Raw genomic sequence first — 26,241 nt, 5'->3', positions numbered from 1 at the left:
AGCACTCAGCACTCAGCACTCAGCACTCAGCACTCAGCACTCAGCACTCAGCACTCAGCACTCTCAAAGTCCTGCAAACCATTCATAACCTTGGTCTTCCCAGTACCCTTTGTTGCTTTGTAAATTACTGACTAAACTAATTCGAGTTACCCATTTACTTTGCTTATAGCCAAGTTTGACTGGTGACGCTAACCGTAAAGGCGCCCCATTATCTACAGGCAACGGTTCACCGTTTTTTTGATACGCTAATAGTGTTTGTGGGTGTACAGCAGAAGCTATATCCCAACTTGAATAATACCCGTCTCCAGATATAAAATATGCGTATTTGACAGTTTGCTTGGGTTGTGCTAAAGCAACAAGGTCACGCATTCGTACACCAGCCCATTGCACTATAGCAGCCCAACCTTCAACACACACGTGGCGAATAATCATCGAAGTTAAAGGTAAATTTTGTATCTCCGCCATACTCAGTGCGAGAGGGTTGTTTACGTCTCCATCTATAACCAAGCGATATTTTTCGACATCGATAATTGGTGTATCTCGAAAGGTATTGACGATTAGTGCTTTATTGTCGATTTGAGACAGTGAGAATTCAGGGACAAGCTTTTGCGCTTTCAAATCAAAAATAAATGATTCGACTTTTTGATTGAGCGGTTCGGAGATTTTACCTGCTACATCTTCAAACAATGGGGAACCGCAACCGCTCAAAAGTAGATTGGTGCCGGATAATCCTGATAAAGTTAAAAAATGACGACGTGTTAAATGTGTCAACTGTTTTATTGTTTTACACTACTCATATCTATAATAAACGCCTGCGAGTTTACCAAAACATTGATTCGGTGAATTCTGTACCGCCAACTTTCCGGGCTAAATACGAATGAACTAAAGCGAAAATAATCACGAGTGGTACAGTAGCAAAATGAACTATACGTAAAGCTTGCCAACTCCCAAAAAAATCTACTATCCACGGAAATTGAGCAGGTTTGTACATGCCAATGCCAGTAAATATCGCAAACAGTAGGATAGGAATAATACTTGTATAAGCTATACGATGCCAAGCAAATGCTAACCGTTTTGGATTTTGACTTTTTTGTAAGGCTTTGATATCATTAGCGCCGACATAGCGATGGCGCCAGCGTTGAGTTACCAAAACATAAACTCCATACCACAGTAAGTTGAGAGAAAAGACCCACATAGCAGCAAAGTGCCAATGTCTACCACCAGCTAACCAACCTCCTAACGCGAAGATTGGAGGGATATGCAACCCCGCGCGTCCTCCAAATACTGGGTTGGCATTATAGATTTGCAGTCCACTAGTAAGCATTGTCAATAAACTAACGATGTTTACCCAATGGAATACTTTTGCCGCTACGGCTATTTTTGGAATCTTCTGTAGTTTCGGCAGAGTAGTCATTAATCTGTTACACCTTAAGAGTCAAAAGTACTTATCAAATCTTAACAGGGTACAACGGACACTAGAAAAATGACCTTACCCCAACTTGAATTTGGATGGGGTAAGGTCAACAAATTTTTTACTTATGTTTTTGTTAAATGTCAGGTGTTCAAGACTTGAAAGTTACTTTGTGACTCAAGTGCCACTATTAGTTAAACTTGAACTTGATCTATCGATTTGATAGTTTTCTTTGAGTAATCGTATGTATGTACGATAAGGAATGTAATGCAGGGGGTCATACCCATTAAAACGCAGGATAAGCACACAAGCCCAAGAATACTTTCCAGCGATAATCGCCTTGATAATCTCTTCAATCTGCTTTTTATTCATGGCTTTTAATAACTCAATTTCACGACTATTGTGTTTTTGATTATAGGGAACATTTTTATCTCATTTCACAGTGTATATATTCGTTGCATCCCTGTTTCATACTTTTTTAAAAAAACTGTGAAACATTTATGAAGTTTTGATAAACTTGTAGCCGCTGTGATTTTTATCTTCAATATAAATACTGAAGATGAATACGGCTCCACGAATTAATTTTGAACACCTACTTAATTGTATTGTGTATCCTGTAAACGTATACATTTGACACACAGTAAGCAAAATCAGAGTAAAATAAAAACATTGATATGAGCCTGCAATAGTTGAATCATAACCATTTGAACACTTGTTTGAAAATTTCAAGTCCACAAAACATTAAAAGTTTCAATTACTTAATTTTCAAAAAAGACAATTTATACAATTTACATGAGGAATATACTAAATAGTGATGTATTTGCCATACAAATATATTATTACAAACAATACATATGGCTGTATGTAAGTCACTTGCAAAAATTGCATTATTTGCAACATAGACGAAAATGATGTATTATCAAGCGAAAATGTATATGCACTTTAGATTCTGTCATATGGAATATTAAAAAGTAGTCATGACGGAGTATAGAGAGTTAAGGTAAATTTATTGAATTTAGCAGCAAATATCATGCTACTTCAATTAATTGAAAATTTGAATTTGTGTCAATTAATTTCCATAAAAAAAGGGGTTAAAACCCTCTTTTAGATAGTATTGATTTATGGTTAATATGAGTATTGTGGGAATATTGTGAAAATTTGTAGTTTAGCAGTTAGCTAAATTGAGAGCTACGAAGTAAAAGTTCGCTCAAACTTGCTCTAAAAGCTCGCACGTTTTATAAGATCGGCGTAATGCTTATGCTTAGTACTGATCTCAATCAAAAACTCTGTGCCGTAACCTAATTGAGAATTGCAGCGAAGTTTACCTCGATGATTTTCTTCGATTATCTGTCTACTGATTGCCAGTCCAAGTCCAGTACCTTTCCCAAATGGTTTGGTTGTAAAGAAAGGCTCAAACATTCGTCGTTGGATATGCGGAAGAATTCCTTTACCGTTATCTGATATATGTATTAGGACTTTCTTTTGCCTATCAATCGCTACAACGTCAGTACTACTGATTAATGATAAATGACTTTGCACTATTTCCGTGTTAATGCAAATCTGAGGCATGAACGAATGGTCGTACTTAAGCCGTTCTTCCAAAGCTTCGATTGCATTTGTAATCAGGGATATGAAAACCTGATTTAACTCACCTGGTAGACATTCGACGAGTGGAATATCTCCAAATTGCTTAATTACTTCAATTCCAGGTCGATTTGGTTGTTGTTTAAGGCGATGCTGTAAAATTGTGATGGCGCCTGAAAGTGCTGCATTTAAATCAGTTTTCCTTGTATGAGCGTCATCGTGTGAAAAGTTGTGCAGTGCGGAAACTGTTTTTTGAAGTTGCTCCGAACCTGCTCGTAGCGACCACAATAGTCTAATAAAGTCAGTTTTGATGAAGTTGAGGTCAAGAGATTGAAGAAAAGGGGGGAATGCTCCTTTGGGTATAGGGTGACAACGTTCGTAATGTTCGAGCAGTTGGATTAAATCTTCGGCATACTGGCTAGTAGGGAAGAGAGTATCGTTTATAAATTCAACAGGGTTATAGATTTCTTTGACTAAATCTATGATTAGTTCTCCGAGGGTGGCAATTTTTTCTTTCTTGAGCAGTTGTTTTTGAATTTGTGCAAGATAGGAGTTTTGAAGCTCGATTTGTTCTAATCTTTCGTTTGCTTGTGCTTCGACAGCAGAACGCGCGTCATTTTGAGTTTGTAGGGAGTGTATGAGTTGAGCTTGTTGAACTGCGTTACTAACTAAGAGCGCAATGAGTTTGAGGGTATTGATTTGTGATTGTAAGTAGGTTCGTTTATCAAGAGTGTCAAAAACGCTTAAGGTTCCCCAAAAAATACGTTCTTTTGTAGTGTCGCCGCTTGTGGTAGCTTCGTTATGTATTAAGATAGGGACGGTGAAACTAGTAGAAGTTAAGTCCGAAGTGGTATAATTTGAGCCAAAAGAGGATAATAGTTCTAAATCCGAGGCAATTGTAGTATTATCACCGTTAGCGCGATGAATAACAACTGAAGTCGTATCAAAACATTGGTGTATCTCGGAAGCAATATTAGACAAAGTAGTTTCGAGTTCTGATAAGTCGGAGCTATTAATAAGCTGAGTAACTCGTTGCAGTAATACATCGCGCGATTGAGAAGAATGAAGCTCTGTAACATCTTGATAGGTTCCAATCACACAAGCGCGACTCTCATGATCATGCAGTAACACGACCGCGCGCTCGATAATCCACTTCCAACCCGACTTACTCAAAATTCTAAATTCGACTTCGTAACTTGAAGTAGGGTTTCCTAGCAAATATTGGTGTCTTTTTTGAATAACTCTTGAGACATCATGGGAATGTATAAGTTTTTCAAATGTTTTACAGTTAGAAAGCTCATTTGGCTTATAGCCAAGAATCCGCTCGGAACAAGAGTCGAAGGTAAGGAAAGACGAAACTAAATTCCACTCCCACAAACCTAAACAGGTATTCGATAACGCAATTTTTAACGACATTAACAACTGCTGGCTGTTTTTTAACGTCTGTTGCGATAGCAGCTGCTCCTCTTGTAAAGATTCAGCAGAGAGAAAATGATGGGTGGCAGGTTCTTCGGTGTGCATAGCTGCTGTACGATGGTTCAAGTATCTTGTAGCTCTACGCGGTCTTAGCACCCTGACGTTTAGACTTACAGGCATTGCTGAAAAGTTAACAATTCGTTAACTTGTTAACTGAATAATGGCATGAATGACCATAAATAATCGTGGACTCTTGCGCTCAAAACGTAAACGGACAAATGTAACCAATTTCATTACCCAAAGTACACGCTTCGCCAAAGAATGACTACACTTTATTGGCGCATTGGTTGGAACTAATGCCAAAATGATGTATATATATTTACATTAAACCTATTAATTTACTCGTTCGGCTAGCTTCATAAACATCCGTAATGCAGTCATGATAAATGCTTCATGAAATTGCAAAAAAGTCAATGGCCTGCTGTAGTTTATTGAATGAACACGTGATTTGTATCAATAAGCCACAGCTACATAAATACTCAGCTTTTGTTTGAGGCTATAGATAAAAATTTTACAAAAACACAATTAATGAATCTGACCTTGAGGACTGATGACAATTGAAGAAGTCTTACTGCTAGTCAAAGCAAGCTTTCCGAATGGTTTAACTCCACTTCAAGAACTTGTGTTGCGTTCTTCATGGGAAGGTAAAACTTATACAAGTATAGCATTAGAAGCGCACTACGGTGAAGAACGAGTTAGAAAAGTTGCTTCCTCTTTGTGGCAATTGTTGAGTGATTTATGGCTTGAACCAATTCATAAATCGAATTTCCGCCAATTGCTAGAACCGCGTGCGCTCAATAGGAAACAGTATCAAATTATTACTGAGTTTAGTCGTTTGACCACACCGACATCGTTAGAATTTCCAAATGGGCCTGTATCACTTGATTCACAATTTTATATTTATCGTCCGCCAATGGAGGAAATTGCTTGTGCGGAAATTGCGGAATTAGGAGGCGCCATATGTATAAAAGCGCCGAAAAAAATGGGTAAAAGTTCGCTAACGCTGAGAGTTTTGGCACACGCTAACTCTCTGGGTTACGAGACTGTAAATTTGGATTTTCAGCAAGCAGATATAGCGATTTTTGTCAATATAGATAAATTATTGCGTTGGTTTTGTGCGAATGTTAGTCGAGAGTTAGGAATTTGTTCAGAGCTAGATAATTATTGGGATAAAGATATAGGTAGCAAAATTAGCTGCTCGATTTATTTTCAGGATTATTTGCTTGCCAAGCTGAAAAATCCTATAGTATTGGTATTGAATGAGCTTGATATACTACTGGAGTATACGGAAATAGCGACGGATTTCTTGCCGTTATTGCGTTCGTGGTACGAGCAAGCGAAGCAAAGTACTGTTTGGCAAAAACTGCGTTTGGTGCTGACACATTCAAATGAAATTATCATGCCTCGGCGCTTAACGGACTTGCCATTTAGTATAGGTTTACCAATTGACTTACCATTATTTACCTGTCAACAGATAAAGCATTTAGCGAAGTTACACGGTTTAAATTGGGATAGTGGAGTAGAAGTCGAGAGTTTAATGGCACTAGTGGGGGGACATCCTTACTTAGTAAGGCTTGCGCTATACTACTTGGTTGGAAAAGGAGGTTTATCTGGAAATTTACAGAAGTTATTGCAAGAGGCGCCAACTGGGTCTGGAATTTATGATGCGTTTTTGCGGCAGTATTTATTGTTGTTACGTCAACAACCTGAACTTGCAGCAGGTTTCTATGAAGTAATTAGTTCCAAAACTCCGGTGAAGTTAGAACCACTTGTGGGACAGCGATTACAAAGTTTAGGATTAGTAAATTTGTCAGGTGAGCGTGCGGTAACTTCGTGTGAGTTATTTAGACTTTACTTTTTGTCTCAGTTCGATTTTAGTCAAAAAATAAGCGTTAGTCGTGTTGAAGCGCTGGAACGTGAAAACCAGCAGTTGCGTTTTCGTTCGAGTGTTGATGAACTAACGCAGCTTGCCACTCGTCGCTACTTCAATACTTACCTACAAATCGAATGGCAGCGTTACACTAGCGACAGTGAGAAAGCTACACTTAGCGAAGCAATGCCGTTATCATTGATGATATGTGATATTGACTACTTTAAAATTTACAATAAAACCTACGGAGAATCGGCTGGTGATGACTGCTTACGTCAGATTGCCAAAGTTATCCAGAATGTGGTTAATAAATTAGTTGATAATAGTAACAGTATGGGTGAAAATTATAATTTAGACACGTTAAATGCCGCAAACATCCTTCCGGGTCATAAGTCGGTATTAGTCGCGCGGTATAGTGGTGAGGAATTTGCTATTCTTAGTCGTGTAGATGCTGTTACAGCAGTGGGTATTGCCGAAAAAATCCGCGTTTTAATTAAACAACTCGAAATATTGTGTGATTATCCGGGGATAGGAGGACTTCCAGCGAATGTTCTTACCGTTAGTATTGGAGTTGCGAGCATTGTACCAAAAATAGAAATTGAACCTGGTAGCATTATCGTGGCTGCCGAAAAAGCATTAAATTTAGCAAAACGCCGAGGACGCGATAAAGTAGTTTTTGGTTAGGATATAAGCTTAACTTTTGTTTGATTTCTAGTTTCCTATTTGACAAGTCTACATTTATTAGCTTTCTCAATAAAACTACTCAAATTAGTTTTAGGTTAGAGTCATCAGTGGTGCAAAAATGCTCAGAAATAGAAGAAAGTACATTTTTGAGAGATAACTCTAATTGTTCTCGTGCCACAATGAAATACCAGGTACTCGACCGAATTTTTAATAAATATCAGGCGCCACGTAAATTTGAACGTTTAGTGCTAGATACCAGTTTTTCGATTATCGATAAATCAGTTTCAGTAGAAAGATTTGCCCAAAACCCCGATGAGGTTATATTGGGTCAAGATGTTCGGCAAGGTTTCCCAGAATTTATTGGCTTAGAAGATGTATTACGATCAATATTACAAGGCAACGAAGAATTATTTGAGATTGAAGGAATTCATCGATATCATGAAAATGAATTTGACTTGTATGTTGATATATATATACTATGCGATAAGGATGAAAGTAGATCAGAACGTTTAATTGTTTTGATTGAAGATGTGACTAGTCAAATGCTGGTTCAGCAAAGGTTATCGCAACACTTGAACGAAACAAGCTTGTTATCGAGTGTTTTGACATCGTACAAAAACTACATGGATAAAGTTATCACTTCGATGGCGGATGCGTTGATAGTGACAACAAAATCTGGAAATATCAAGAGAGTTAACAGAGCGGCAACTGAGTTATTTGGTTATAGCGAAGCTGAGATGTTAGGGCAACCAATTTCAGTATTAATTTATGATAATCAGTTATTGCAGCAGGCAATTCAGCAGCGTTATTTGTTTGATAAGTATTTTCAGAGTATAGAAGTAAGTTGTCGAACTAAAGCCAAAGAAAAAATATTAGTAGCTTTTTCGTGTTCGGTGATTAAGAAAAGAATCGAAGGTTTAGAAGATATTGTTTATGTAGGTAGAGATATTACAGTTCGACAACGTAGACAGCAGTACAATAGTACACAGTTTGCTGTGACGCGGATTTTATCAGAGTCAGCAAGTATTGAAATTACGATTCCGAAAATAATCCAGACAATTTGTGAAAATTTAGGATGGGATTTGGGACAATTGTGGACACCTAGTCAGTATATCACGGCGCCGATATCAGAATCTTGCTCCCATCCGGTTCTTAGATGTGTAGAAGTGTGGTCTTCACGTACTGTAGCTGTACGCTCGTTTAAATTACTTAGTTGGCAGACAACGTATACAAGTGGTATGGGTTTACCGGGTCGAATTTGGAAAATGCGTTCTCCGTTATGGATAAGGGATGTAACTGACGAGACTGATGTCTTAGCAGAAGCAGCAAAAATTGCGCTTTTACGAGGTGCATTTGGTTTTCCTATCTTAGATGATAATCACATCTTTGGAGTCATAACTTTTTTTAGTCGCGACGTACAGACACCTGATGTTGATTTATTGCAAATACTGGTATCGATTGGCAATCAAATTGCTGAGTATATTAAGCGTAAGCACGCTGAGGAGGCACTTTTAGAAAGTGAGGAACGTTACCGTGATTTGTTTGAAAATGCCAATGATTTGATACAGTCAGTAACTCAGAGTGGAAGGTTTATATATGTAAATCGTGCTTGGCGTGAGACTTTGGGATACGATGGTGATATTAGTAATTTAAATCTATTTGATATTATTCATCCTGAGTATCGACAGCAATGTCGTACTATTTTTTGCAGAATTATGGCAGGTGAGGAAATAGGGGTTGTGCAAACAGCTTTTTTAACAACGAAGGATGAAAAAATAATTTTAGAAGGTAATATTAACTGTAAATTTGTTGATAATAAGCCGATAGCAATGCGCGGTATTTTTCGCAACATTACACAGAGAATTGCTACGGAAACTGCGCTTCGTCAGCAGCAGGAACAAACTGAAAGGTTATTGTTAAATATTTTACCTGAAACGATTGCTAATCGCCTGAAGAAACAACCAGGTAACATTGCGGAAGATTTTACAGATGTATCGGTTTTATTTGCGGATATAGTTGGTTTTACTCAAATATCATCACAGTTAAGTGCGATTCAGCTTGTCAATTTGCTTAATAAGATTTTCTCGGCTTTTGACTACATTAGTGAACGTTATGGGTTAGAAAAAATCAAAACTATCGGTGATGCGTATATGGTGGTCGGAGGTTTACCAAAGCGGCGCCTAGACCATGCTCATGCGATAGCTTGTATGGCACTCGATATGCAAAAAGCAATCAAAGCTTTTAATACTGATAACAAGCAAAACTTCAACATTCGTATTGGTATTCACAGTGGTGCTGTTGTTGCTGGTGTAATTGGTGTCAAAAAATTTGCTTATGACTTATGGGGAGATACGGTTAATATTGCTAGTCGTATGGAATCACACGGCTTGATTGGTAGAATACAAGTATCTCAAGCTACGTATAATATTTTACGGGAGAAATTTATTTTTGAAGCGCGCGGTGATATTGAGGTCAAAGGTAAAGGTAAGATGCCTACTTATTTGTTAGTTGGTAAACGTGATTAACTGGTAACGGATGAACACGGATGTAACGGATAAATTGGTTACAAACATTAAATTTGGGGTGTTGTAGCATAGGTGTCCTCGCCTGTGCAATGCGTTTTTTTTACCACAGGGGCACAGAGTAAACAGAGGAAGAGGAATAAACCACAAAGACACAAAGGACACAAAGCAAGAGGTAAGAAGAGTAATTCTGGAGAAAAACGAACCGCAAAGAACGCGAAGGGCGCAAAGGAAGAAAAAAGAAGCAAGTTGTAGGTGTGGCGGGCACCTCACTTACTATTAAATTTGAGTCAAAGTGTGGTGATTTGTGTATTGTAGATTACTATTGGCAATATTTTTGTATGTGGTATATTGGAAAAACTTTACATAGCTAAACCCTATGTTAAATAGTTGTAAGTCTATCTTGAGTCTATTTGTATCCGGGTAGACCTGGAAAGTGCTGAACGAGAGTGCAAGTTAATCTAATACATTTACTAATAGGCGCCAATGCAGTTACGCTGGTTTTTACTTGGTCTTATAAGTCTTACTTTTTTATCTCCAAAAGCAAGTGCCAATACGGTAACGAATAAAAGTACAGCAAATCAAAGTTATATAGCTGATATTCCGAATCAAGAAATAGCTATACCTGGCATAAAATTTGTTGCTCCTTCTGTTCGTACTGTTCCTGATATTCCTTCTTTGCAAAATAATCCTGTTAACGGTAGCAATAGCTCGTTGTTTGCTGGAGTGGTGCCTCTCGGTAAGGAAATGTCAGGTCTAAAATCTCAAGTTCAGACGCTGATGACACATTACAAGTTTCTTTCTCCGGGGATGTTTTTCCTCGACTTGCAAACGGGAAATTATTTAGATATCAATGGTGAGAAGGTATTTCCAGCTGCGAGTACGATTAAATACCCAGTTTTAGTTGCGCTATTTGAAGAAGTTGACGCTGGTCGAGTTAATCTCAACGAAACTTTAGTTATGCGTCGTGACTTAGTAGCTGGTGGGTCTGGAACGTTGCAAGAAAAGCCAGTTGGTAGTCGTTTGAGTGTTTTGGAAACAGCGAAAATGATGATTTCCATCAGCGACAATACTGCAACTAACATGATTATTGACCGTTTGGGTGGAAAAGCCAAACTCAATCAAAGATTTCGTGCTTGGGGATTGCAAAGCACGGTGATTCGTAATATGTTAGGTGATTTTAAAGGTACTAATACGACTAGTGCGAAAGATTTAGTACGTTTGTCTGCTTTAATTGAAAATCATAAGCTGATTTCAGATGCAAGCCATCTGCAAGTGTTAGATATTATGCGTCATTGCCATAACAATAAATTATTGGCAGCAGGTGTTGGTAAAGGGGGATTAATTGCTCATAAAACTGGAGATATTGGGTTTTTAGTTGGAGATGCGGGTATTGTGGAAATGCCTTCGGGGCGCCATTACCTTGCTGGTTTTTTCGTGCGTAGACCTCACGATGATGAGCGCGGTCGAGAATTTGTACGTCGAGTTTCACGTATGGTGTATGAATACCTTGACCAACCTGTAATTACACGGAAGTAGGGTGCGTAACGCCATAACAATCGCAAAATAGAACTAATGAACTAGTAGTGTTACGCACCTGAAGAGTTAGGAGTTTTTATACGTGGGTGTCTGGGACGGCAAGGACTACCCACACAAACTTGTCCAGGGGGCATGTTCGCAAAAACACTGCTACGGGCGCCAATAACTGCATTTGCACCAATATCTACGCCAGGTGCAATAAAGCAGTCGGCTGCAACCCAGGCGCAGTTGTTAATAGTAATAGGGGCAGTTTTTAGTCCGAATGCTGGGTCTTTCATGTCGTGACTGCCTGTACATAAATAACTCTTTTGCGAGATGACGCAGTGATTACCGATATTAATTTGGTCTAAGCTGTAAAAAACTACGTCGTCGCCAACCCAGCTATAATCGCCGATTGTAACTTTCCAAGGATATGTAAAGCGTGCTGTTGGTCGAATTAGAACTTTTTTACCAATGCGGGCGCCGAATAATCGCAGTATTGAACAACGCAAGCTATTTAATGGGTGAGGAGTTAGGGGAAATGTAATAGCTTGTACAAACCACCATAATAATATGTACCAGTTTGGCCGCCCTCGGTCGAACCAAGATTGGTCATATTTACTTAAGTCCATGGATGGTTCTGTTACATCTACGCTTAGGTTTCTTATTTCGCTAATCATTATACGGCTGTTTGTTCTGCTTCTTGTTTAGGTTGAAATTTTGGGGTTGCTTTTGCTGTCTTTTTTGCGGTGTTCAACTGACCGTTACAGTTGCTTAGTTCGTAGAGTTTGACACCAATTTGGTATTCGTATTGACTTAGTAAGCGCCCGTATATGTAACCTGCTTTGCCGTCGAGAAAACCACGTTGAATAATATAGAACAAAATAAAGCGTAGTAAGGGTTTGAATGGTAGTCTTACCCAGATTTTTTTTAAGAAACGTTTACGTTGAACTGCATCACCAAACAAATTGGCGCTAATAGTACCGTCTTTATCTTGACCTGTGAGAATATTGTAGTAAACGCGCGCTTCCCAGTTTGAGTAACGGTTATGTCTTTCTAACCAATGGAACAAGTCACGAAAATCTTCATGAAGCATGTCATATTTAAGGTATCCTATTTTACCTGGTAGAATGACATGTTCGTGAACTTCGTTATCGCCTGTGTTGCGGATTTCTTCGGTGCCTAGGTTTTCATAGCGTCCGAGTTTATGCTTAAATAAACGCAGGTTCCAGTCGGGGTATTTACCACCGTGCCGAATCCATTTACCTAGGAAGAATACGCGACGGTTGAGATAGTAACCATCACATCCAGAATTTTGTTCGGTATTTTGGATGGATGCAGCAATTTCGTCCCAAAGTTCTGGGGTGATGCGTTCATCGCAATCTACTATTAATATCCACTCGTTGCGGAATGGTAAATTATCTAAAGACCAATTTTTCTTTTTAGGCCAGCGTCCGTTGAAGTGGAATTGGACGACGTTGGCGCCGTAACTTTTAGCTATTTCCGCACTTCTATCTGTGCTTTGCGAATCGACTAGAAATATTTCATCCGCGCGTTGTAAGCTGGCGAGACAAGCGGGTAAATTTGCTTCCTCGTTTTTAGCCGGGATAATGACGGAAACAGGTACTTTATTAGACATAATATCTATTTTATTGACGAATTTTGATTAATTGGAGTAATTAACTAATTTTTTTTTGATAGAAGACCTTGATAAGACCTTGGAGGGCTGCGTTTAAATAACCAATCTGACCGTAGGCGTATACAAGCTTATCGAAGCGTTCGGCTGGGTCGGATATATATTGCACTGATTTATATAAGCCACGTATAAATCGCTCGCTGCCACGTTGTAACTGTCCAATGCCTGCCTTGCCTGCTAACTGTTCACGATAACACTCGCTAATGCCTTGCCACCAACCACGATTAAAAAACCAACTGCGCTGGAGACGTTCGGTTTGTACGTTGTGTGCTGCTAGTGCATCGGGAAGATATGCTACTTGCCAACCTTTTTCAATTGCAAGTTCGGTCATCTGTAGTTCTTCGTTTGACAATAATTTTTTGCCGATACGACCAAGATTTGTGTCAAAACCTCCTATTTCCTCCAAGAAACTGCGACGAATGGCATAATTTAATCCTCTTGGAGTTAAACCAGGATTATCTATATATATAGTTTTATCACCTAAATCGTATGCGCCTAAGTTAGCCGCTAAACCAGGAGATAACCAATTTGGCACCTCCTGTCCTTGCGGATAAATGAGCGTAACTTTGCCGCCTGCTATGGCTAATTTTTGATTAGTTTCAAAGGCGGTGTACAAAGTTTCTAACCATGAAACACTAGCCTCAGCATCATCATCTAAGTATGCTAGGATACTGCCGCTTGATTGTGAGGCACCTGTGTTACGTGCAACTGATAAACCAAGGATTGGTTCAAATACGTAACGCAGGCGTTTATCATCAAGTCGCTGTTCAACGCATTGCCGAGTACTGTCGGTTGACCCATTATCTACGACCACGACTTCAAAACCAATGGCTGTTTGTTGTGCCAGTAGGCTATCAATCGCGGCGCCCAAGTAGGTGTCTCGGTTGTGAGTACAGATGATGGCTGAGATAAGCGTTTCAGACATAAGAGATGTAATGTTAATGTCACCAGCCAATGAACGAAATAAGAATGCGATACACATCCCCACATGTCGTCTCGCTATTTGTGCTGATGATGCTAATCTATACCAAAATTCTGAAGCTTACCAACCGAGTTTTTTCGGAAAAAATTCAAATTCTTTATTTATATGCTTAGATTCTACTGAGACTGTAGATGTCCATGTAATATTACAAGGGTTTCTGACAATTGAGAGAGACGATTTTCTAAATACTGTTTGCGTTCTAAAAGGTGACGTAGTTTTTGGTAGCGCGCGATAGCCATGCTCACACTGGCGACTTGTTCGGGTGGGCAGTTGCGACTCCATACTTTACCCGCAGCATCTAACCCACATAAACGGTATCCGGTGCGTGTTGATGCTTTTGACTTTGTGCCTGATGTGTGTGTAGCGCAAATTTCTTCAACATAGTCCATTAAACGGTCTACTTCGGCGTGACGTAGTGCTGCGGTTCCAATTGTCGCTTCAGTCGGTTGTACTGACTGTGACTCTAACCAGCCGTTGACAATGGGACCTTCGATATATACATCTTGGATTTGACGCACGATTGTTTTTAACTCTATTTCCCAACCAGTTACTATTTGCTGAATTTCTGAAATTAGATTATTCGCTAGTGCAGGATTGGCGCCGTTACGATGACTGGTAAAGGTTGGAGTTTTGAATTTTGGTAAGTCAGGCGCCTTGAACTCATTGTCTTGTAATGAAAAAGTTTGTACTGGCTCGTGTGTATTTAGAATATCTGTATGTATATTTGGTGTATTTTCAGTAATTTCACGCTTTTGTTGTTCTGATGGTTGTGTTTCAGAGTACCTGGCGCCAGTGTTTATTTCAAAAGATAGCGCAGGTAATGTTGATGCCGAAGCTTGAGATTGTCCAGTGCTTGGCGGAACTAGGTTGTGTAAAGTTGTCTCAATACGTTTTACGCCTGCTTTCATAAGAATTTCCTGTGTTGATAAAATATCGCGCGGGAGTAGAATTACTAGTACAAAATCACCATCAACTTGAGTGGAACACACATAGAACGTAATCCATATAAACACCGTATTGGAGAATTACCCAGTTTCCACTGCAAATAACCCTGATAAAGCTTTAACCTATGTAGATTTATTTTATAAACGAAAATACGGATGGTCATTTTTTCTATTAAAAATTATTTTGGCGCCAAAATACTATCCGTACAAAAAATATTTTCAAATTTTTTAGTAAAATATTTTAGTAAAACATTTTAAGTTTTGAGTTGATTTTAACTTATATAGTCAAATATACTAGGAATGTAATTTTGAGTAAAGTTATATTAGTTACTGGTCCAGCACGTTCAGGAAAAAGCGAATGGGCTGAGAAGCTTGCTTGCAAATTCAGCAACGTTATATATGTAGCGACGGCAAATCGGGATGCTAATGACCAAGAGTGGCTTGAGCGGATTCAAAAACACGTAAGTAGGCGCCCTCAAAACTGGGTAACTTTAGAAGTGCCGATTGCTTTGTCACGTGCGCTAGGTGATGTAAAGCCACGAACATGTATTTTAGTAGATTCGCTGGGAACCTGGGTCGCAAATTTACTTGAACAGGAAGATTTGGAGTGGGATGATATTGTGCAGGAACTTTTAAGTACTGTGGAGCTAGTTGCTGCTGATATAATTTTTGTCGCTGAAGAAACAGGGTGGGGAGTAGTACCTGCGTATCCAATAGGTAGGAAGTTTCGCGACCGTTTGGGTAATTTAGTGCGGCGCCTGGGTAAAATTTCTGAGACAGTTTATTTGGTGACGGGTGGATATGCTCTTGATCTCACCAAATTAGGAATGAGAATTGAGTGCTGAGTGCTGAGTGCTGAGTGCTGAGTGCTGAGTGCTGAGTGCTGAGTGCTGAGTGCTGAGTTAGGAGTGGGTTCTGACTAAAGTTTGGTGTATAATCTTAAGCCTTTATTTATGATTATGGATATTGTGTCTGATACTTAAAATTTATAATGGAGTGATGGCAACAACAGCAGAAGTTAAAAAATATCTAGCTTACTGGTTTCAGCTGGGTAAAGGTATTGTTATTGATAACGGAACGGCAACCTTGCTGCCCCGACAGATTTTTGCGGGAAATGGGTATAGTCTAGAGTTTGAAGAGTGTTGGCAGAAGGTTGTTGAGATGGCGACCAATTGTCACCTTGAGGGTACGCACGAAACAATTGCTGAACTTCTACGACCTGAATGGGATATTGAATCTTGCGCGCGCTGCAATATGCCAGTTCCAATGAGACATATCGGAATGCCAGCAATTGCTTGTCCTTGTTTTGATTTAGCAACTTGGCCTAACAGCGAAATACCAGCGCCACGAGGTCCTGTTAATAGTCAGGAGAAGCTTTTGAGTATTCGTAATCGATTGACGAAGAATTAGCATAGATGATTTAAAGTGTTATCACTCATAAATGGAAGGCAGAGGACTATATATATAAGTCCTCTGCCTTTTTTCGTGCTATTCCTAATTAGGAGAGGCAAAATCAGTATATTTACTCAAGACAAATTAAAAACTTGTTTATAATAGCCTAGTATTATTTCTAGAAATTTCATATTGGTTTAAAATACTAACGAATATTTTTATACAAATCTTACATAATAATACGGTTACGATATTAATATAGTTATATCAGCACATCTACCAGCTAGGTTTATTACCTAGTAGGTAATGCAGCAATGTATGTATTCATAGCCAGCAAGGTTTTCAGCCATGACATGTAAAACTGTAAAGATTGCGCGTAGTTTAATTTAGTATTAAAATACACATCAAACTTTATGCCGTTATTCGCGATTTACAGACTGCCTTATACATGAGGCAGTTATTTGAGTTTGACTACTGTAATTTATCTAACAATTAGTTGGGACAATCGAATGTCAAAATATTTAGGGTTAATAAAACATTTTTTACTTTTAGCAACTCCTGCAATTGCAACGCTAATAAATCATGTACCTGCCCAAGCTGCAACTTTGGCATCTTCAGAAGCAAAGTTTCAACTACAGAATTTCAGTATTAACCCAGTAGGTATTTCCACTAGCGCAGACACTATTACAGAAGCGATTAGTCCAAGTGGTATTGGTGGCGCCACGGCTAATGCTGATGCGGAGGCAAAGTTTACGAAATCTGATAATCCTGAAAAGACATTTGCGAATAACACTTCTTTTAGCAAAGCGACTGGTGAGCGCGCGGATGATGTTGCTTATGCTGAAAGTATTGCTGGAGTAATTGGATATAATTTTTTAGTTCCTGAAGGTGGCACACTTTCTTTTGACTATAATGGTTTTTTACATCTGTTGACTTCAATTGATAATCCTGTAGAAGAGAGTGCTGTCTCTAAAGGTTTAGTTTCGTTGATGTTATATAACGATAAAGATGGTAGTCTTTTAGACTCATTTTCTTTAGAGGGTAGAATTGCAACTCCAGATAATGGAGACTTTATCACTTACAAAAATGCTGGAAACTTTTCGTTAGCAAATGCGATAACAAAAAACTCTTTTGGTAGCGATAAAGAATTTGCTCAAACTGATGTTAGCGGACGCTATTCACGAGTGTTTGATTCTGAGACAAGTTTAACTTTGGTTGAGTTCAAATCGAATCGCGCAGCTGTTGGAGTTCCAGAAAATACCAATCATATTGGTTTAGCTATTGCTGGAGGAGTGATAATTATAGTAGCGAAATTCAAGCGTAAATCGACGCTAAAGGATTTGTAATGATTGCAACTTGTGGAGATGTGATATATCAACAGAAAAGACGCGATATATTCCCTGCGGGACACTACGTGAACGCGTCTCTACATTTATGTGATTCACACAATTTTTTATAAATTAAAATATTTGTGTAAAAAGATTTAATCCATTTTTGAACTAGTGCTAACGCTTACAGACTTTGAGCTAACTGCACCATTTTGATCAACGTGAATTGTAACTGATTGGCTGACTTGACTATCATTTGTATCAGATGTACTGACTATACTTTTCGCTTCTGCAATTACTTTGCCATCTAATGAAATGAAACGTTTAGTTATAACTCGTTGTTGTGTCATAGTTTTGACCTTCTACGAAATAATTAAAAAGCTATTGATTTGAGCAGGTTGTTATATGCTCTTATCAATAGCCGTAAAAACTAAGCTAATGTAAAGTTAGCCAGCAAGTGATACTTTTGCACTTGCTTGCGTACTTACATATTGCTCTCCATCAGAAACGACAGCAGCAATGGAGGCACCAACGGCAGCAGCAACGGAGGCACCAACGGAGGCATTTATAATGCCTTTTTTCTTATCAACAGTGTAGCCCGACTCAGAAGTTACGCCAACAGCGGTGTCATAGCTAGAAGACCAGGCGGCTTTTCCAGTTCCAGAATAAACTGTATTTGTGCGTCCGCCACCACAAACTTGACTAGCGTTAGCGGTTTCCACTACACAAAAACTAAGGTCATCAATTGTGATTCGATGCATGTGTTTGTCCCTTGATAAGACATAATTATCGCCAAAGATATTAAATACCTTCAGCGATTTTTAGCAATTTTGAAAAGTGTTAAAACTTCTTCTAAAACCTTAAATTCAGGTTTGCAGCAAGCTTGGTTACTTAGAAGTTCTAAACAATTATAGAGAAATTCCGCTGCTTAGTTAGAGCTAGAGCTAGAAGAACTGCTAGAGGAAGCATAAGCATAACCTACAGTATTGGTGGCAGTGGTAGTTTCAGTATAGGTAGTAGCAACTTTTATGCCTTTTGCATATGCATCTGCATATGCATCAGCTATAGCAATGGGGATAAACTTATCAGACTTTCTACCACCGCCACCTTGGATGTTTTGAGCTTGGCTAGCAACTTCGATGTGAGACAAATCTTTGATAATCATGATGGGTTCTCCTGAGATTGAATAACAATATTTATCTGAGAATTACAGGTGTGCCGAAGTCTATTTTTGTTTCAGTCACATTTTTAATGTATCACTATAAATCTTTAGGTGCAAGTATATTTATATAGTTTTTTCCTATTATTGACGTACACAATTGCAATAATATTTATCGTCCTTCTTATTCCTATTATTTTGTAAATTATTAACATGAGATAAATCAGTAAATATCACATAATTTCCATTTAAATATCTACAAATGGGTTCATGACAATACTATTAAAATAGTAGATTTATAAAATTTAGTTTGATGTTTCTACTAAATTATTATAAGTTTGGTTTTGTTCATGCTCAGTTGTAATTAGTAAGTTATTGACTTGAGAAGACAGCCAGTTTTGAAAAAGCATCTGTTGAATTTCAATTTGGCGATTTGCATCTAATTTGGGTGAAATGATTTCTTCGACCCAGATTAAATGAATTCCTTGAGGTGTTGATATAGGTTTAAGAATTTGTTGTGGATGAGCGGCAAAAATAGCGGCGCCTATTTCGGGACGAAAATCTCGGCGATAGCAGATACCACGATAACCTCCTGTACGTTGCAATTCTTGGTCAGGAATATATTTTTTGGCGACTTCAAAGAAAGTGGTTTCGTTTTCTTGGACTGCGTAAAAGACTTCTAACGCCAAATCTTTATCATCAAGAATGACTTCGTAGATAACAGCACTTTCATAATCGTATTGATTTTGATAGAAGAAAGCTTCTACTTTATCAGCAAATAGATGTTTGGCTAGTTTAGAAGCCAAGATTTGCTGCTCAAGAATTTCCTCGAAATCTTCGGTGCCAAGATAATGCTTTTTTAACCATGCGAAGGTGTCGCTGGCTTTGACTAAATTGTTCTTTAGACGAAATTGATTGCTTGCTTCCTGAATTTCCTCTGCTGTAACAACAATATCAGCAGAAAAAGCAGTTTGAACAATGATGTTTTGCGATGCTATTGCATTCAGTGCATTACGTAGTTGGTAGGAAAGTTTTAGGTGACGCATGATATCGGCGCCAGAGATATACAGTTCTTGCTTCATATTCAATAATCCAAAATCTATTCATGTCCGAAGGAAAATCCAAAATCCTTAAACTTCTAAGCCGTTTTTTTGTAGCTTTTTGAAGGGGTCAAGAACGAAATCAATTACACGACGCTGACGGATAATGATTTCCGCAGTTGCGGTTTGACCGGGTGTAATCTCAATCTTTTTGTCACCAGATTGGATATAAGGTTTATCTAAAGCAATTCGCAGTTCATAATTTACGAGGTTGCCTTGAGGTGTTTGCTCAATCTTGGAATTTGGCGATATCCATGTAACCTTTCCTGTGGCTATACCATAATCTTGAAATGGGTAAGCATCAAATTTGAGTTTGACTTGATTGCCAACTTTCAAAAATCCACTTTGACTGTTAGGAATTTTGGCTTTGAGTATAAAGCCTGCGTTTTTAGGAGCAATTTCCACTACCATTTGTCCCGGTTGCACGACTGCACCAGGTTTAGAAACAGGTAAAGCAAAAATTGTGCCGTCAATTGGCGCCCGTACTACTCGCTGTTGCATTTGCAGCCTCAAACCTGTAATGCGGCTAATAATTTGCCCTATTTGTGATTGGTTTTGTGTTATTTGGGTTTGCAGGTCTTTTAACTGTTGTTGGTTTTTGAGAATTGCCAGTTTTCCGTTCTGCAACAAGCTCTGATGACTATTTTGTTCTTCTTGTAGTCGGAGTTTTGCTTGTTCGATATCAGATTCTAACTGGCTGGTAGTCGTTTGATAACGGCTCTTTTCTTCAGCTAATCGTGATTCTGCTTGCTTGATGTCAGATTGCGCTTTTAGATGTAGACGCTGGCTTTCTTGTTCTTCTTTGCGGAGTTGGTCGATTTGCATGGTCGATACTGCTCCCGAAGCGACGAGTTGATTAAAGCGTTTGACTTGCTTGGTGTCTATCTCTAACCGACTCTGAGCCGATTTTTCATCATTACGAGCAGTATTAATTTGCTGCTGTACCTGATTGACTATTGCCTGTTTCTCTACTTTTTGTAAGTTATAGGTATTTTGTTTAGTTAACAAGTCCCGCTTTGCTTGGTTTATTTGCGAGATTTTTTCTAATGATTGGAATTGGTTTTGCTGGTGAAGGACATCTGTTGCCAACTGCATTTGTTTTGCGAGTATACTAAGTTGCGATTTTTGATTTTGTAGTCCGGCGAGCTTGGCTTCTGTTTCTTTGAGTTCGGCATTTAGAATATTTGAATCAAGTTCCAATAAAAGTTGTCCAGTTCTAACGGTATCACCTTCTTTTACTTTTACGGCTTTGACGCTGCCTCCAACTTCAGCGTCTAGCTTTTGCGTTGCTCCTTTGGGTTCAATGCGTCCTCTCGCGCTACCTATTTCGTCAACTTTGGCAAGCATTGACCAAGGTATAACTAGTGCGCTGAAGCCAATTAGAAAGTAAAGTACAGAACGACTCCATACTCTCGGTAGTGCATCGAGTAGTTCTTCTGTTGCGTAGAATAAATCATTTTCGGTGTCGGTTTGGGTTTCATTGGGTTCTGCGACTGGTGATAATTGGGAATTTTGATAGTTATCTCGTTCCTGAAAAGTAGCAGGTAATGGATTGCGAGATGGATTCGGCATGGCGGTGATTAACTAGCTTGTGCGAATTGTTGTTGGCTGAGGTAGTAGTAATGACCTTTTTTATTGATTAGTTCCTCATGAGTTCCGCTTTCGACTAAAACACCCCGGTCTAAAACTATAATCATGTCGGCATTACGAATTGTGGAGAGACGATGGGCAATTATTAAACTGCTACGTCCAGCTAGGATGGTTTTGAGGTTGTTTTGAATTATTCGCTCCGATTCAGAGTCTAGGTGGCTCGTAGCTTCATCGAAAATTATTAGACGCGGATTACCAATTAATGCGCGCGCTATGGTCAAACGTTGGCGCTGTCCTCCAGAGAGCAAGCCACCACCTTCGCCGATTTGGGTTTCATAACCCATTGGAAGTTGCTGTATAAATTCGTCGGCGCCGGCGAGTTTTGCGGCTGCGATAATGTCTTCAAGAGTTGCTTCTGGATGTGCGACACTAATGTTTTCGCGGATTGTGCCACCAAATAAAAAACTATCTTGGTCAACTACACCAATTTGTTGCCGAAGCGCGCGGAGTGAGAGACCAGTAATGTCACGCCCATCAATTAGTACTTTTCCTTCTGTAGGTGGGTATAAACCTAGAATTAATTTGGAGAGAGTAGTCTTTCCTGAGCCGCTTCTACCAACGACAGCAACTGTCTGTTCAGGTTTAATATCGAAGCTAACATTTTCTAGAACATTTACTTCGCTTTCGGGATGATAACGGAAAGTGACACACTCGAATCGAATGCCACCGCGTAAGTTAGGAAGCGTTAGACGAGGTGATTTTTCTAAATCTTCCTCCGGTTGGGCTTGGAGAACGTCATTGAGTCTTTCAACCGAAATAAAGATTTCTTGTAGCTGATTCCAAACTACTGATAATCGCTGGAAAGGACGTATAACATTGCCAAAGAGCATATTGAAAGCTATTAGCTGACCGATGGAAAGTTGATTTTGAATTACCAAGATGGCGCCGAACCATAATAAACCGACTTGTGCAATTGTTTCAATGCTGGCACTTATAGCTTGCAAGCGGATACCGATAATTTGCGCCGAAAAGTTTTTCTTAACAAATTTATTTAATAACTCTTCCCAACGCCAGCGCACTGTTTGCTCAATAGCCATCGAGCGCACCGAACGTATACCAGTTAATGATTCAATTAAATAGCTGTTCTCCTCTACTCCGGTATTAAATATTTCTCTTGATACTCGTTGCAGCAAGCTAGTTGTGGCAAAAGCTAGTATAAAAAATGGGGGCACAATCAAGAGCGCGAACATTGCCATCTGCGCATTATACCAAAACATCATTCCTGCATACACTACAACTGTAAGTAAATCGAGAATGATTGATAACGCTTCACCCGTCAAGAAACGATTTATTTTCTCGTTCTCTTGAACGCGCGATACAATATCACCAACAAAGCGCGACTCAAAGAATGATAAGGGTAAACGGAAGGTATGCTTAACAAATCCAACTAGTAATGCTACTGATACTCTATTAGCTGTATGTGCTAATAAATACTGTCTAATACTGTTAATAAAAATGGTGGCAAATCCAAATAGGAACAACCCGGCAACTATGGCATTGAGGGTAATAGTACTACCTTGGGTAATTACACGGTCGAGTAAAAGTTGAGTGAAAACAGGTGTAATTAGCCCAAACACTTGAATCAAAACGGAAGCTGCAAATACTTCCAACAACACTTTTGAGTGGGGTTTCACCAAATCAGAAAACTGCCATAACTCTGTCTTTGAATCTTCGGTTTTTTTGAGTTCTGCTGTAGGTTGCAGCAGTAACCCGTAACCAGTCCATCCACTATTAAATTCTTTATGTGTAATACTGCGCTGTCCAATGGCAGGGTCGGCGATTATTACACGGTTTTTGGTAATTTTGTAAACGACAACAAAATGTTTGCCTTCCCAATGGGCAATTGCTGGTAGTGTTTGTTCGGCAAATTTATCTAGACTCGCTTTTACAGGTCGGGTTGTAAAACCAAGGTTTTCACCTACCATCGCTAGCGCATGTAAAGAAGCACCACTACGGTTGACATCCGCCATTTCCCGTAAACGATTTAAACTAAAATTCTTACCCCAGTAACGAGCAATCATTGCTATACAAGCTGCTCCACAGTCAGAAGAACTTTGCTGTGCCAAAAATGGATAATGAGCAGTTAGCTTTCCCCACCAATGTCCTGCTTTGACTTTGGGACTAGGAAAGTAGGGACGCTGTTTTTTTGGCTGCGGTGAGGAGTCGCGCGCCTTAAAGGGTATTACTTTGCCTGTATCACCAAGTTTCTCGATTTTCGGTTTCGTTAACGCGCGCGTCTTCGTTGTTTGGTGAGATTGTATGTCTAAGAGAGTTCCTAGATGTGACCAATATTGAATTGCTTGTTTTAAGTGCGATTTTTTCAATACGTAAACAACTGCTTTTTGAGTCACATACCAATCGAATTTAGATTTTACGGCAGTCAGGTCTCCAGCAGTTAGTTTTGCGTCATTTGCACTTTGCAGTTCACCGCTTTGAATCAGCCATATCTGCCCCGGAGTTAATAGATCCGAAGCTAGTAGACCAACATTGAACTCATGCCGTTGTGATAGCGAAAATGCCTTTAACATTCCTGGCATTGATGCCGAATCGTAGGATGAATTACTGCAATATGAAAGCGCAAAATCTAATAGTTCAGCGCGCGAGACAATGCGTTCGTAAATCTTGGGATACGTATCCATCAAATCTTGCACTACTCTTGCGTTCAGAAAAGCAAGCTGCAAATCATCTGAAGACCTGGCGCTGTAATCATGGAACGAAGGAGCGTTAAACAGCGTTGCCTCACCAAAAGTTGCATATGAATGAAGCGTAACTATCAAGTTGTCTGCTGCATCCAATATGCGTACTTTACCCACAAGCACGATATAAATACCACTACTAGTAGTAAACTTTTGCCAAAATAGCTTTGCTGGCGGCGGTTTGATAATTTCTACTGCGCTTAAACAAGCTTCTAATTCTTTTGCACAGAGCTGCTCGCCAAAAATACTGATGATGACTTGACTAAGTTCTTGCTCCGAAAATATCGAAGACACCTTTTACCTCCATAGTTCAAATGTATATATCTAATGCGAGTAACCAACAACCTGCTAACTACGGCACCGTAATTTTCAAGGCTACTGATACAAGCAAATAAAACCTATACAAGTCGGTAAATCACTAGACATTTGTGTACTAAGGCAAATACAAGTCTTCTATAAAAAGACTTAAACACCAATATAACGCTACGTAACTATAAGTACCGAAGTAAGTGCCTAAGCGCATCAAAGCTTTGCCGCGCAAAACTTGATTCTGAGTCAAATAAAGTGCCATAATCAACAGAGTTATTTTAATGTTGACAGCATTAACAAGGCTTTACTACGGCTAGCTGCTTTCGACCTCTGGCAAGTTTGAAAGCAGTGTAAACACTTACCTTGTGAAGCTAACTTTAAAGACGACGTGATAAGTAGCTAAACTTGGGTATTTCCCCTGGAAATTCGAGCTGCTGGGGGAAAATATCCGGTTTGTTATTGACCTCAGTTTAATTTAATAAGCTCCAAAATGTTTTAATTTCTTACTACATTTTTAACTTAGCTTTAGAATCAGACACAAAACCTTACAATTACAGGCAAAATAATGAGCTTCTGAAATCTACTGCTATCGAACTAGGTACAGATCAAAGCAGTGCTATGTTTTTCATAAATTTAGTTTCCCCAAGTCTATAAACTATATGAGCTACACACTTTTTCATTAAATGTCCAATATAGAAACTATTTGCCTATAACACCAATTAGCTATATAGCTGTATGAGTGTTTACAATAGTTGGTACTACTTGGAATGAACTACGATAAGGAACAGCACAAACATAATTTGTTTCTTTAAAAATACTTACAGAAAACTATAGTAATTTAAACGGTTTATAATAATCTTTATCGTGACTTTACATGAACTTCACATAAATTTTACACCGATTTGCCATTAAAACACGGAAATTGCTTATATTGAACAGAATATATGATACATGCGTTATACCAGTAGCAATTCTTCTAGCTGTGGTTGCCTATATAATTTACGGCGTTGCTGATTTGATGTATGAAAACTATTTTGTTTTGTATCGAAACCGTAGCCCTAGTTATAGAAAATTGTATTGCGGGTAAAGTCATTTTGTACTACAACATGTATATTTTGTTGCTGTCAGGCAAAATGGAACGAAACCGGGGATATGCGAGAGACTGTGCTAAAAAATCTTAATTTATCTTCATATTCCCGGTTTCTTGAAAGTTTTATCAGTTAGGGTCGATCAGTCGCCTTGATCCTAACAGTCTCTATCGCATAGTTATCTCCTCCTCGATAACGAGTTTTAACGTTCGCTCGATCAAAGCCTTCAAGAGCATAATCGGTATCAGCTGTAGGGTCTTCACCAATTGCAAGAGCTAATCCTGTACCGGTTACCTTAGAAACACCGTTTTTCTTAGTCGTTGAATCAATGTTTACATCAGTGAGAGTAAGAGAATTGTTTCCCCCAGCTGTTGCATTAGCTGCTATGAATATATCAGCACCACCAAAAATTAAGTCGTTTTCTTGAGTATTCTCTAAATAGGACAAATCATTAATTAGCATCATGAGCCTCTTTTATGAATTAACTAAAGTTTAAGCATTGACAAAGTAGACAATTTCGAGATGCACTGCAAGATGTGGTAGAAATTAAAGCCTTAGCTATTGCACCCGTGATTATGCTCTCTTAATACAGCTTGTGCAACTCTATAAATTGTATAGTAGTCGCCGCTACGATTTATTAATAAAACAATATCATTAATAATATTAGTTTGTAAAGTCATAACATTTTTATAAGATGTTGAATATTATTTTTCAATTGTGATTGGTTAGTTTAAATTGAAAATTTAGACCTCAACTGAAACTAGCTACGTGTAGGTCTAAATCAAGTTATGTTCATTAAGTCAAAACTCGTTATTAATTCTTATCTGGGTCT

At 38.8% G+C, this 26,241-nt stretch carries 20 protein-coding genes and 1 pseudogene; 6 read left to right on the top strand and 15 right to left on the bottom strand.

The features are described from left to right. Positions 1–63: 63 nt before the first annotated feature. The 4 genes and pseudogenes from AC2JBO_RS25205 to AC2JBO_RS25190 form a co-directional block, all read right to left on the bottom strand. Positions 64–771, bottom strand: coding sequence for a molybdopterin-dependent oxidoreductase (locus tag AC2JBO_RS25205; protein ID WP_496956378.1), 708 nt, complete (start codon positions 769–771; stop codon positions 64–66). A 49-nt stretch (positions 772–820) separates the two neighbouring features. After that, positions 821–1,414, bottom strand: a complete 594-nt coding sequence (locus AC2JBO_RS25200) for a cytochrome b/b6 domain-containing protein (RefSeq protein ID WP_496956377.1) — start codon at positions 1,412–1,414, stop codon at positions 821–823. A 174-nt stretch (positions 1,415–1,588) separates the two neighbouring features. Then, positions 1,589–1,810 (bottom strand): annotated as a pseudogene (locus AC2JBO_RS25195) (HetP family heterocyst commitment protein); the annotation flags it as partial. A gap of 819 nt (positions 1,811–2,629) precedes the next feature. Next, positions 2,630–4,537: an ATP-binding protein gene (locus AC2JBO_RS25190; RefSeq protein ID WP_496956376.1), complete on the bottom strand. Its 1,908-nt coding sequence runs from the start codon at positions 4,535–4,537 to the stop codon at positions 2,630–2,632. A 484-nt stretch (positions 4,538–5,021) separates the two neighbouring features. Between AC2JBO_RS25190 and AC2JBO_RS25185 the strand changes: the two genes are divergently transcribed. From AC2JBO_RS25185 to AC2JBO_RS25175, 3 genes are all read left to right on the top strand, one after another. Beyond that, on the top strand, positions 5,022–7,025 hold the full coding sequence (locus AC2JBO_RS25185; RefSeq protein ID WP_496956375.1) for an AAA-like domain-containing protein: 2,004 nt from the start codon (positions 5,022–5,024) through the stop codon (positions 7,023–7,025). Between the two features lie 179 nt (positions 7,026–7,204). Continuing rightward, a complete protein-coding gene (locus AC2JBO_RS25180; protein WP_496956374.1) occupies positions 7,205–9,550 on the top strand; it encodes an adenylate/guanylate cyclase domain-containing protein in 2,346 nt (781 codons plus the stop codon). 483 nt (positions 9,551–10,033) lie between these two features. Continuing rightward, complete coding sequence (locus AC2JBO_RS25175) at positions 10,034–11,086, top strand: serine hydrolase (RefSeq protein ID WP_496956373.1); 1,053 nt, start codon at positions 10,034–10,036, stop codon at positions 11,084–11,086. Positions 11,087–11,136: 50 nt separating this feature from the next. Here the strand turns inward: AC2JBO_RS25175 and hpsU are convergent, their stop codons facing one another. From hpsU to AC2JBO_RS25155, 4 genes are all read right to left on the bottom strand, one after another. Further along, entirely contained in the window at positions 11,137–11,745 is a 609-nt protein-coding gene (gene hpsU / locus AC2JBO_RS25170) for a hormogonium polysaccharide biosynthesis acetyltransferase HpsU (RefSeq protein ID WP_496956372.1), read from the bottom strand. Continuing rightward, positions 11,745–12,704, bottom strand: a complete 960-nt coding sequence (locus AC2JBO_RS25165; protein ID WP_496956371.1) for a glycosyltransferase family 2 protein — start codon at positions 12,702–12,704, stop codon at positions 11,745–11,747. The genes hpsU and AC2JBO_RS25165 overlap by 1 nt, the downstream gene beginning before the upstream one ends. A 40-nt stretch (positions 12,705–12,744) precedes the next feature. Continuing rightward, complete coding sequence (locus AC2JBO_RS25160; RefSeq protein WP_496956370.1) at positions 12,745–13,686, bottom strand: glycosyltransferase family 2 protein; 942 nt, start codon at positions 13,684–13,686, stop codon at positions 12,745–12,747. 173 nt (positions 13,687–13,859) lie between these two features. Continuing rightward, a complete protein-coding gene (locus tag AC2JBO_RS25155; RefSeq protein WP_496956379.1) occupies positions 13,860–14,651 on the bottom strand; it encodes a hypothetical protein in 792 nt (263 codons plus the stop codon). A 344-nt stretch (positions 14,652–14,995) separates the two neighbouring features. Here AC2JBO_RS25155 and cobU point away from each other — a divergent pair, with 344 nt between their 5' ends. The 3 genes from cobU (at position 14,996) to AC2JBO_RS25140 (ending at position 17,425) form a co-directional block, all read left to right on the top strand. Next, complete coding sequence (cobU, locus tag AC2JBO_RS25150) at positions 14,996–15,532, top strand: bifunctional adenosylcobinamide kinase/adenosylcobinamide-phosphate guanylyltransferase (RefSeq protein WP_496956369.1); 537 nt, start codon at positions 14,996–14,998, stop codon at positions 15,530–15,532. Positions 15,533–15,686: 154 nt separating this feature from the next. Further along, a complete protein-coding gene (locus AC2JBO_RS25145; protein WP_496956368.1) occupies positions 15,687–16,097 on the top strand; it encodes a hypothetical protein in 411 nt (136 codons plus the stop codon). 449 nt (positions 16,098–16,546) lie between these two features. Beyond that, positions 16,547–17,425 carry a hypothetical protein gene (locus AC2JBO_RS25140; protein ID WP_496956367.1) on the top strand — a complete coding sequence of 293 codons (879 nt, stop codon included), beginning with the start codon at positions 16,547–16,549 and terminating at the stop codon, positions 17,423–17,425. A gap of 137 nt (positions 17,426–17,562) precedes the next feature. Here AC2JBO_RS25140 and AC2JBO_RS25135 read toward each other — a convergent pair whose 3' ends face one another. The 7 genes from AC2JBO_RS25135 to AC2JBO_RS25105 form a co-directional block, all read right to left on the bottom strand. After that, positions 17,563–17,757 carry a hypothetical protein gene (locus tag AC2JBO_RS25135; protein ID WP_496956366.1) on the bottom strand — a complete coding sequence of 65 codons (195 nt, stop codon included), beginning with the start codon at positions 17,755–17,757 and terminating at the stop codon, positions 17,563–17,565. A gap of 96 nt (positions 17,758–17,853) precedes the next feature. Continuing rightward, positions 17,854–18,168, bottom strand: coding sequence for a hypothetical protein (locus tag AC2JBO_RS25130; protein WP_496956365.1), 315 nt, complete (start codon positions 18,166–18,168; stop codon positions 17,854–17,856). Between the two features lie 167 nt (positions 18,169–18,335). Beyond that, entirely contained in the window at positions 18,336–18,572 is a 237-nt protein-coding gene (locus tag AC2JBO_RS25125) for a hypothetical protein (RefSeq protein WP_496956364.1), read from the bottom strand. Between the two features lie 299 nt (positions 18,573–18,871). After that, positions 18,872–19,648 (bottom strand): peptidylprolyl isomerase, encoded by a 777-nt coding sequence (locus tag AC2JBO_RS25120; protein WP_496956363.1) that lies wholly within the window; start codon positions 19,646–19,648, stop codon positions 18,872–18,874. A gap of 48 nt (positions 19,649–19,696) precedes the next feature. Further along, entirely contained in the window at positions 19,697–21,238 is a 1,542-nt protein-coding gene (locus AC2JBO_RS25115) for a beta-barrel domain-containing protein (protein ID WP_496956362.1), read from the bottom strand. An 8-nt stretch (positions 21,239–21,246) separates the two neighbouring features. Further along, positions 21,247–24,306 carry an ABC transporter transmembrane domain-containing protein gene (locus tag AC2JBO_RS25110; protein ID WP_496956361.1) on the bottom strand — a complete coding sequence of 1,020 codons (3,060 nt, stop codon included), beginning with the start codon at positions 24,304–24,306 and terminating at the stop codon, positions 21,247–21,249. A 1,235-nt stretch (positions 24,307–25,541) separates the two neighbouring features. Beyond that, positions 25,542–25,874 carry a hypothetical protein gene (locus AC2JBO_RS25105; protein WP_496956360.1) on the bottom strand — a complete coding sequence of 111 codons (333 nt, stop codon included), beginning with the start codon at positions 25,872–25,874 and terminating at the stop codon, positions 25,542–25,544. Positions 25,875–26,241: the final 367 nt, after the last annotated feature.

It is taken from the genome of Calothrix sp. CBUCES-K 9914 (assembly GCF_059640475.1).
Note: the sequence above shows the minus strand (reverse complement) of the source record. Positions and strands in the feature narration are given on the sequence as shown.

Coding starts and splice junctions, on each gene's coding strand:
- AC2JBO_RS25185 (WP_496956375.1), top strand. CDS start 5,022: ATGACAATTGAAGAAGTCTTACTGCTAGTCAAAGCAAGCTTTCCGAAT.
- hpsU (WP_496956372.1), bottom strand. CDS start 11,745: ATGATTAGCGAAATAAGAAACCTAAGCGTAGATGTAACAGAACCATCC.
- AC2JBO_RS25105 (WP_496956360.1), bottom strand. CDS start 25,874: ATGATGCTAATTAATGATTTGTCCTATTTAGAGAATACTCAAGAAAAC.
- AC2JBO_RS25165 (WP_496956371.1), bottom strand. CDS start 12,704: ATGTCTAATAAAGTACCTGTTTCCGTCATTATCCCGGCTAAAAACGAG.
- AC2JBO_RS25145 (WP_496956368.1), top strand. CDS start 15,687: ATGGCAACAACAGCAGAAGTTAAAAAATATCTAGCTTACTGGTTTCAG.
- AC2JBO_RS25130 (WP_496956365.1), bottom strand. CDS start 18,168: ATGCATCGAATCACAATTGATGACCTTAGTTTTTGTGTAGTGGAAACC.
- AC2JBO_RS25135 (WP_496956366.1), bottom strand. CDS start 17,757: ATGACACAACAACGAGTTATAACTAAACGTTTCATTTCATTAGATGGC.
- AC2JBO_RS25160 (WP_496956370.1), bottom strand. CDS start 13,686: ATGTCTGAAACGCTTATCTCAGCCATCATCTGTACTCACAACCGAGAC.
- AC2JBO_RS25180 (WP_496956374.1), top strand. CDS start 7,205: ATGAAATACCAGGTACTCGACCGAATTTTTAATAAATATCAGGCGCCA.
- AC2JBO_RS25155 (WP_496956379.1), bottom strand. CDS start 14,651: ATGAAAGCAGGCGTAAAACGTATTGAGACAACTTTACACAACCTAGTT.
- AC2JBO_RS25200 (WP_496956377.1), bottom strand. CDS start 1,414: ATGACTACTCTGCCGAAACTACAGAAGATTCCAAAAATAGCCGTAGCG.
- AC2JBO_RS25175 (WP_496956373.1), top strand. CDS start 10,034: ATGCAGTTACGCTGGTTTTTACTTGGTCTTATAAGTCTTACTTTTTTA.
- AC2JBO_RS25125 (WP_496956364.1), bottom strand. CDS start 18,572: ATGATTATCAAAGATTTGTCTCACATCGAAGTTGCTAGCCAAGCTCAA.
- AC2JBO_RS25120 (WP_496956363.1), bottom strand. CDS start 19,648: ATGAAGCAAGAACTGTATATCTCTGGCGCCGATATCATGCGTCACCTA.
- AC2JBO_RS25115 (WP_496956362.1), bottom strand. CDS start 21,238: ATGCCGAATCCATCTCGCAATCCATTACCTGCTACTTTTCAGGAACGA.